Consider the following 7639-nt stretch of genomic DNA (forward strand, 5'->3'; position numbering starts at 1 on the left):
GGGGGCTGCGTGAACAGGTCAGGTTCGCGGAGTCGGTGGCGGCGTTGCAGCGTGCGGGGACGAATGCCTTTATCGAGGTGAGCCCGCATCCGGTGGTGTCGACGGCGATCGAGTTGACGGCGGATTCGATGGGGCTGGCGGACCGGGTCGCGGTCGTCGGCACGCTGCGGCGCGACCACGGCGGCCGACAGCAGTTCGCCGCGGCCTTGGCACATGCCTACTGCGTGGGTATCGATGTAGCACCGGAACTGCTGGCCCCACCGGCACAGCGGGTGGAACTGCCGACGTATGCGTTCCAGCGGCGGCAGTGCTGGACGCTGGATGGCGTGGAGCCGCTTCCGGCTCCGCAGCGCACCGCGTCCCCGGTTCGAAGCAGGCGTGCCGTGGTGGAGGGCCCGCTGGCGCCGCGGTTGTTCGCCGCGGCCGAGCGTGACCGCGACGCGCTCGTGCTCGAGGTCGTGGTCGAACAGGCCGCGGCGGTGCTCGGCCATGATTCGGCCGATGCCGTCGCACCCGATCTGCCGTTCACCGCCGCCGGGTTCGATTCGGTGAGCGGACAACAGCTTCGGAGCAACCTGGCATCGGCGACCGGTGTGCCGTTGCCCACGACCCTGATCTTCGACCACCCGACGCCGATGGCGGTGGCGCGGCTGGTGCGTGCACATCTGGAAGGGATCGATCCCGATGTGCCACGAGTGACTCACCGGGCCGTCTCCGATGAGCCGATCGCCATCGTCGGTATCGGCTGCCGTTTCCCGGGTGGTGTCGGATCGGCCGAGGATCTCTGGGAACTCGTCGCGGCGGGACGGGACGTGATCGCGCCGTTCCCATCGGATCGGGGCTGGGATCTGGAGCGGTTGTTCGATGCGGACCCGGATAAGCCGGGGACCGTGTACACCCGGGAGGGCGGCTTCCTCGATGACGCCGGCGGTTTCGATGCGAGCTTCTTCGGCGTGGGCCCGCGCGAGGCGGCGGCGATGGATCCGCAGCAGCGGCTGATGCTGGAGGTCTCCTGGGAGGCGCTCGAGGACGCGGGTATCGACCCCGCGTCGCTGCGCGGCAGCGATACCGGCGTCTACGTCGGCGCTTGCTCGTCGGGGTACTCGCCCCGGGTCGTCGGTGAATACGAAGGTTTCCGGCTGACCGGGACATCACACAGCGTGGTATCCGGCCGTGTCTCTTATGTTTTCGGTCTGCAAGGCCCGGCGGTCACGGTCGATACCGCGTGTTCGTCGTCGCTGGTCGCATTGCACCTGGCGTGCCAGGCATTGCGTCAGGGGGAAGCATCGCTGGCGCTGGCGGGCGGTGTGAGTGTGTCGGCGAGTCCGAGTCTGTACGTGGATTTCGCGCGACAGCGGGGGCTGGCGCCGGATGGGCGATCCAAGGCGTTCGCCGCCGCGGCCGACGGCGTGACGTGGTCTGAGGGCGTCGGGGTGCTCGTGGTCGAGCGGCTGTCGGACGCACAACGGCTGGGGCACGACATTCTCGGCGTGGTGCGCGGCAGCGCGATCAATCAGGACGGTGCGAGCAATGGCCTGACCGCGCCGAACGGTCCATCGCAGGAGCGTGTGATCGCGCAGGCGCTGGCCAATGCCGGGCTCCGGGCATCGGATGTGGACGCGGTCGAAGCCCATGGCACCGGAACGGCATTGGGTGATCCGATCGAGGCGCAGGCATTGATCGCCACCTACGGGCAGGACCGGTCGGAGCCCTTGCGGATCGGGTCGGTGAAGTCGAATATCGGTCACGCGGTCGCCGCGGCCGGTATCGGTGGTGTCATCAAGATGGTGGCTGCCCTACGGCACGAAACTCTGCCGCGAACGCTGCATGTGGATGCGCCGACGCCGCACGTGGATTGGTCGGCAGGGTCGGTGCGATTGCTGACCGAGGCCGAGCCCTGGCCCGTCTCCGATCGGGTGCGGCGTGCGGGTGTGTCGTCGTTCGGGATCAGCGGCACCAACGCGCATGTGATTCTCGAGGAAGCGCCGGCGGTCGTGCCGTCGCCGGACGAAGACGCCGCCGCGGTGGCGACCGATGTGGTTCCTGTGCTGGTGTCGGCCAAGTCCGACGAGGCGTTGCGCGCACAGGCGGATCGGCTGCGGCAGTGGATGATCGACCGGCCCGATGCCGGTGTCGCCGATATCGCGTATTCCTCGGTCGAGACACGCGGACACTTCGATCGGCGTGGCGCGGTCGTGGGCCGCGACCGGGAACAGGTGCTGGTCGGTCTCGCCGCTCTCGCCTCGGGCGAGGCGTCGTCGTCGGTCCTCGAGGGGCAGGTCATCCCGGGGAAGACGGCGTTCCTGTTCACCGGTCAGGGTGCGCAGCGAGCCGGGATGGGCGCGCAGTTGTACGGCGCGTTTCCGGTGTTCGCGTCGGCATTGGACCAGGTGTGCGCCCAGATCGATCCGCTGCTCGGCCGGTCGCTGAAAGAGCTGATGTTCGATGAGGAGAAGGCCGCGCTGCTGGACCTCACGGAGTTCACCCAGCCCGCGCTGTTCGCCTTCGAGGTGGCGCTGTTCCGGTTGGTGGAGTCCTTCGGTATGGCGCCGGATGTGCTGATCGGGCATTCGATCGGCGAATTGGTGGCCGCCTGTGTGACGGGGGTGTGGTCGCTGGCGGATGCGTGCGCCCTGGTGGTGGCACGCGGGCGGCTGATGGGCGCGCTGCCCGAGGGCGGGGCGATGCTCGCGGTGGCGGTACCCGAGGATCGGGCAGCCGGGATGCTGACCGAGTTCCAGGGCCGGGTATCGATGGGCGCGGTGAACGGTCCGTCGTCGGTGGTGCTGTCCGGTGACGCCTCGGCGATAGCCGAGATCGAGGACAAGCTCGCCGGCGAGGGAGTCAAGACCTCCCGGTTGCGGGTCAGTCATGCGTTCCACTCGGCGTTGATCGAGCCGATGCTCGATGAATTTTGCAGTGTGGCAATGGGATTGACCTATCACGAGCCGACCGTTCCGATCGTGTCGAATGTGTCGGGTGCCCTGGCCGGCGCCGAGGTGACCGATCCGGGTTACTGGGTCGACCAGGTGCGTGGCTGTGTCCGGTTCGCACCGGGTATCGAGACCGCGGTAGCGGCCGGGGTGCGGCGGTTCGTGGAGATCGGCCCCGATGCCGTGTTGTCCGCGATGACTCGACAGTGCCTGGCCGAGATGCCGGATGTGGAGGCCACATCGACGGTGGTCGCCGCGGCCCGGCGTGCGGCCGACGAGCCGACGCAATTCGTGTCCGCGCTGGCACAGGCCCATGTGGCAGGTATGAGTGTGGACTTGCGCCCGCTGTCGGCCGGTCGCGGTGCACAGCGGGTTTCGTTGCCCAGCTACGCCTTCCAGCATCGGCGGTACTGGCTGCAGCCTGTCGAAGCGGCAGCAGGCGACTCTGGAGGTCATCCGATTCTGACGGGTGTGACCGAGCTCGCCGATACCGACGAATGGTTGTTCACCGGCCGGTTCTCGTTGCGTACGCATCCATGGATCGCCGACCACATGGCCTACGGCGTCGTGGTGGTTCCGGGCGTGCTGTTGCTCGAGTTCCTGCTCGCCGCCGGTCGCGGGATCGGCTGCGAGGTGGTCGAGGAAGTCATGGTGCAGGCGCCGATCCGGCCCGGTGCGGACGCGGTCGATGTGCAGGTGCTGGTGCAGTCGGCCGATGAGTCCGGGCGGCGTTCGTTCGAATTCTTCTATCGGAATGCCTCCGATGAGGAGTGGGTGCGCAACGCCACGGGCGTGTTCGCGGCGGAGCCGGCCGACGATTCGGCGTTGGTGTCGCAGCTGCGCGACCAGGAGTGGCCACCGGCCGATGCCGAACGCGTGGACGTGGATCGGCTGACGCTTCCGGCGCAGATCACCGAGGACACCGGACTCGAGTACGGTCCGGCGTTCATCGGTGTGCCGGCGGTATGGCAGCGTGGCGACACGGTCTTCTCGGAGGTCGTGCTGGACACCGACGCGGCACCGGAGTCCGGGCACGGTGTGCATCCGGCCTTGATGGAGCTGGTCGTGCATGCCGGGCTGTCCCGCTTGGTTTTCCGGGCCGCGGAGCCCGACCCCGATTCCGGGTGGTTGCTGTTCCAGTGGGGCGGTGCGCGTTTTCACGCGCCGGTGCCCACGGAGGTGACGGAGCTGCGGGTCATGGCGGTGAAAGCCGGAGTGAACACTATCGCCGTCGCGGCCGTCGATACGAACGGCAATCCGATCCTGTCGATCGACGCCGTCATGATGCGTCGCAACGACGCCAAGGAATTCCGGCGCGGCTTGTCCGAGGGCGCGGCCGGTCTGTACCAGGTGCGCTGGGAGCCTGCCACGGCAGCGTCGGCCGGATCGCCGGCGCCGTCGATGGCCGTGCTCGCGGATTCGGCGGTACCGGGGATCGGCGTGTCATTCACTTCCGTCGCCGAACTCGTTGCGGCGGAACAGCTTCCGGAAGTCGTGGTGTGGCGCGTCCCGGAACAGGCGGCGGATGGTCCAGCAGTGGTGCGGGCCGGGGTGCACAGCACGCTGGCCACGGTGAAATCCTGGCTTGCCGAGGAGCGACTGTCCGATGTCCGAATGGTGCTGCTCACCACCGGTGGGGCGGGGCTGCCCGGCGAGGTGCCGGATGTGGTGGCGGCCGCGGCGTGGGGGTTGGTCCGCAGTGCGCAGTCGGAGAATCCGGGGCGGTTCGTTCTCCTCGACGAGGATCCAACCGAGCGGTCGGGCGCCGACCGGATCGCGGCGGTGCTGGCCTCGGGTGAGCCGCAGGCCGCGGTGCGGGGTGCGGGAGTTCTGGTGCCCAGGCTCACCCGGACATCGAAGGCCGACGAGGTGCGCGACACCGGCGCGGCGCCGGCTTTCGGCGACGGCGCGGTCTTGATCACCGGTGGTACCGGTGGTCTCGGTGCGTTGTTCGCCCGGCACCTGGTCGCCGAACACGGTGTGCGCAGGTTGGTGCTGTCGTCGCGGCGGGGTCCCGAGGCGCCGGGGGCGTCCGAGCTCGTCGCCGAACTGGGCCGGGCGGGCGCCGATGCCCGCGTGGTCGCGTGTGATGTCGGCGACCGTGACGCGGTGCGAAACCTGTTGGACGCCATGGATTCCGACGGCGGTGTGACTGCGGTGGTGCATACGGCGGGTGTTGTCGACGACGGCACCGTGGAGTCGCTGACCAGTGAACAGGTGGACCGGGTGCTGGCGCCGAAGGTATACGGGGCGTGGTATCTGGACGAGCTGACTCGTGACCGCGATATGTCGGCGTTCGTGGTCTTCTCGTCGATGGCGGGGGTGCTGGGTTCGGCCGGGCAGGGCAATTACGCCGCGGCCAACGCTTTCCTGGACGGTCTGGTGCAGCGGCGCCGCGCGGCGGGATCGGCTGCGGTGTCGCTGGCATGGGGGCCGTGGAACGCCGGCAGCGGCATGACCGGGGAACTGGACAGCACCGCACTCGCACGATGGGAGCGGCTGGGGCTGGGCCGGCTCGGTGATGCCGAGGGCCTGCGGTTGTTCGATGAAGCGGTCGCCGGTTCGCAGGAGCGTCCGGCCGCGATCCGGTTCGACCCGAGCGTATTGCGGCGCGTGTCGGATCCCGATGCGGTTCCGGCCGTCTTGCGCGGTTTCGTTCCGCGTTCGATGCGCCCGGCGAAGGCTGCGGGAAAGCCCGCGCCCGGTGCGCTGGCCGAGCGGTTGGCCCAGGTGCCCGAGGCCCGGCGTGCCGACGTGGTGTCGGAGGTGGTGCTGGCGCAGGCGGCGGCGGTGCTGGGACATGATTCGGCGGCCGATATCCGGCCCGATCGGCGCTTCGACGAGATCGGTTTCGATTCGCTGGGTGGCGTGGAATTCCGGAACCGGCTGAACAAGGCCACCGGTATTCAGCTGCCGTCGACTCTGGTGTTCGATTATCCGACCCCCGCGGCGGTGGCGAAACTGGTGTTGTCGAAGGTGGAGCCGAAAGCCGCGAGCGAACCGGCCAAGAAGGTGGCCCGCCGGACTCGGACCGACGAGCCGATTGCCATCGTGGGGATGGGCTGCCGGTTCCCGGGCGGTGTGACGTCGCCGGATGAGTTGTGGGACCTTCTCGCCGGGGGAATCGACGCGACCAGTGAGTACCCGTCGGATCGCGGATGGGATCTGGAGCGGCTGTTCGACGAGGACCCGGACAAGCCGGGCACCGTGTACAGCCGTCGTGCCGGATTCCTCGACGGCGCCGGTGATTTCGATGCCGGCTTCTTCGGAATCAGTCCGCGCGAGGCATCGGCGATGGACCCACAGCAGCGTCATTTGCTCGAATCGTCCTGGGAGGCATTGGAAAACGCGGGAATCGACCCGGTCGCGTTGCGCGGCACCGATGCCGGTGTGTTCGTGGGGGCGTGCTACTCGGGCTATTTCAACCGGGTCACCCCCGAGTTCGAGGGCCATCGGCTCACCGGCACGCAGGGCAGTGTGACGTCGGGACGGCTGTCGTATGTCTTCGGTATCGAAGGACCTTCGGTCACCGTGGACACCGCGTGCTCGTCGTCGCTGGTCGCCTTGCATCTGGCCTGTCAGGCGCTGCGGCAGGGAGAGACCTCGCTGGCCTTGACGGGCGGCGCGACCATCTACGCCGATCCCTATCTCTCCATCGATTTCGCAAGGCAGCGCGGCATATCGCGTGAGGGTCGTTGCAAGTCGTTCGCTGCCACGGCAGATGGCACGGCATTCTCCGAGGGCGTCGGCATGCTCGTGCTCGAGCGCCTGTCGGACGCGCAGCGCGCGGGTCACCCCGTGCTGGCGGTGGTCCGGGGCAGCGCGATCAACCAGGACGGGGCGAGTAACGGTTTGTCGGCGCCGAATGGTCCTTCGCAGGAGCGGGTGATCACCGCGGCGTTGGCGAACGCGGGGCTGGAGCCGACCGATATCGATGCGGTGGAAGCACACGGGACGGGAACGCCGCTGGGTGATCCGATCGAGGCGCAGGCCCTGATCGGAACCTACGGGCAGGGGCGATCGAGTGGGCCGCTGTGGCTCGGGTCGTTGAAGTCGAATATCGGGCACACCACGGCCGCGGCGGGTGTGGGCGGTGTCATGAAGATGGTGCTGGCGTTGCGGTACGAGACGCTGCCGAAAACCCTGCACGTGGACGAGCCGAGCCCGAAGGTGGACTGGTCGGCCGGCGAGGTGGAGTTGCTGACCGAGTCGCGGCCGTGGCCGCGCAACGGGCGTGCCCGTCGCGCGGGCGTGTCGTCGTTCGGTGTCAGCGGCACCAACGCCCACGCCATCCTGGAGGAGGCGCCGCTCCCGACTCGCGCCGAATCTCCCATTGCCGCACAAGATTCGGGTCCAGCCGATTCGGATGCCATGTCATGGATGTTGTCGGCGGTGAGTCCGGAGGCATTGCGGCAGCAGGCTGTTCGGCTCGAGCAGTGGTTGCGCACGCACCCGGATACCCACGCGGCGGATGTGGCGCATTCATTGCTGCGTCACCGGTCGCAGTTGGAGTGGCGCGGTGCGGTTGTCGGTCGCGATCGCGACGGATTGATGGCGGGCCTGGCCGGATTGATCGAGTCGGAGGCACCGTCGCCCGAGGGGCCCGTCGAGGTGGTGTCGGGTCGTGTGGTGCCGCGTCGGGTGGCGTTTGTTTTTCCGGGGCAGGGGAGTCAGTGGGTGGGGATGGGTGCGGGGTTGTTGGCTGG

The 7639-nt window shown here is 68.6% G+C and carries 1 protein-coding gene; it reads left to right on the plus strand.

Annotated elements, in window-relative coordinates:
- Nucleotides 1-7639 (plus strand): SDR family NAD(P)-dependent oxidoreductase (locus tag AB0L58_RS42705; RefSeq protein ID WP_364397374.1); only part of this gene is annotated, 7639 nt, incomplete at both ends.

Origin of the sequence: Nocardia sp. NPDC052112, from assembly GCF_040680135.1 — a bacterium.
Classification (GTDB): domain Bacteria; phylum Actinomycetota; class Actinomycetes; order Mycobacteriales; family Mycobacteriaceae; genus Nocardia.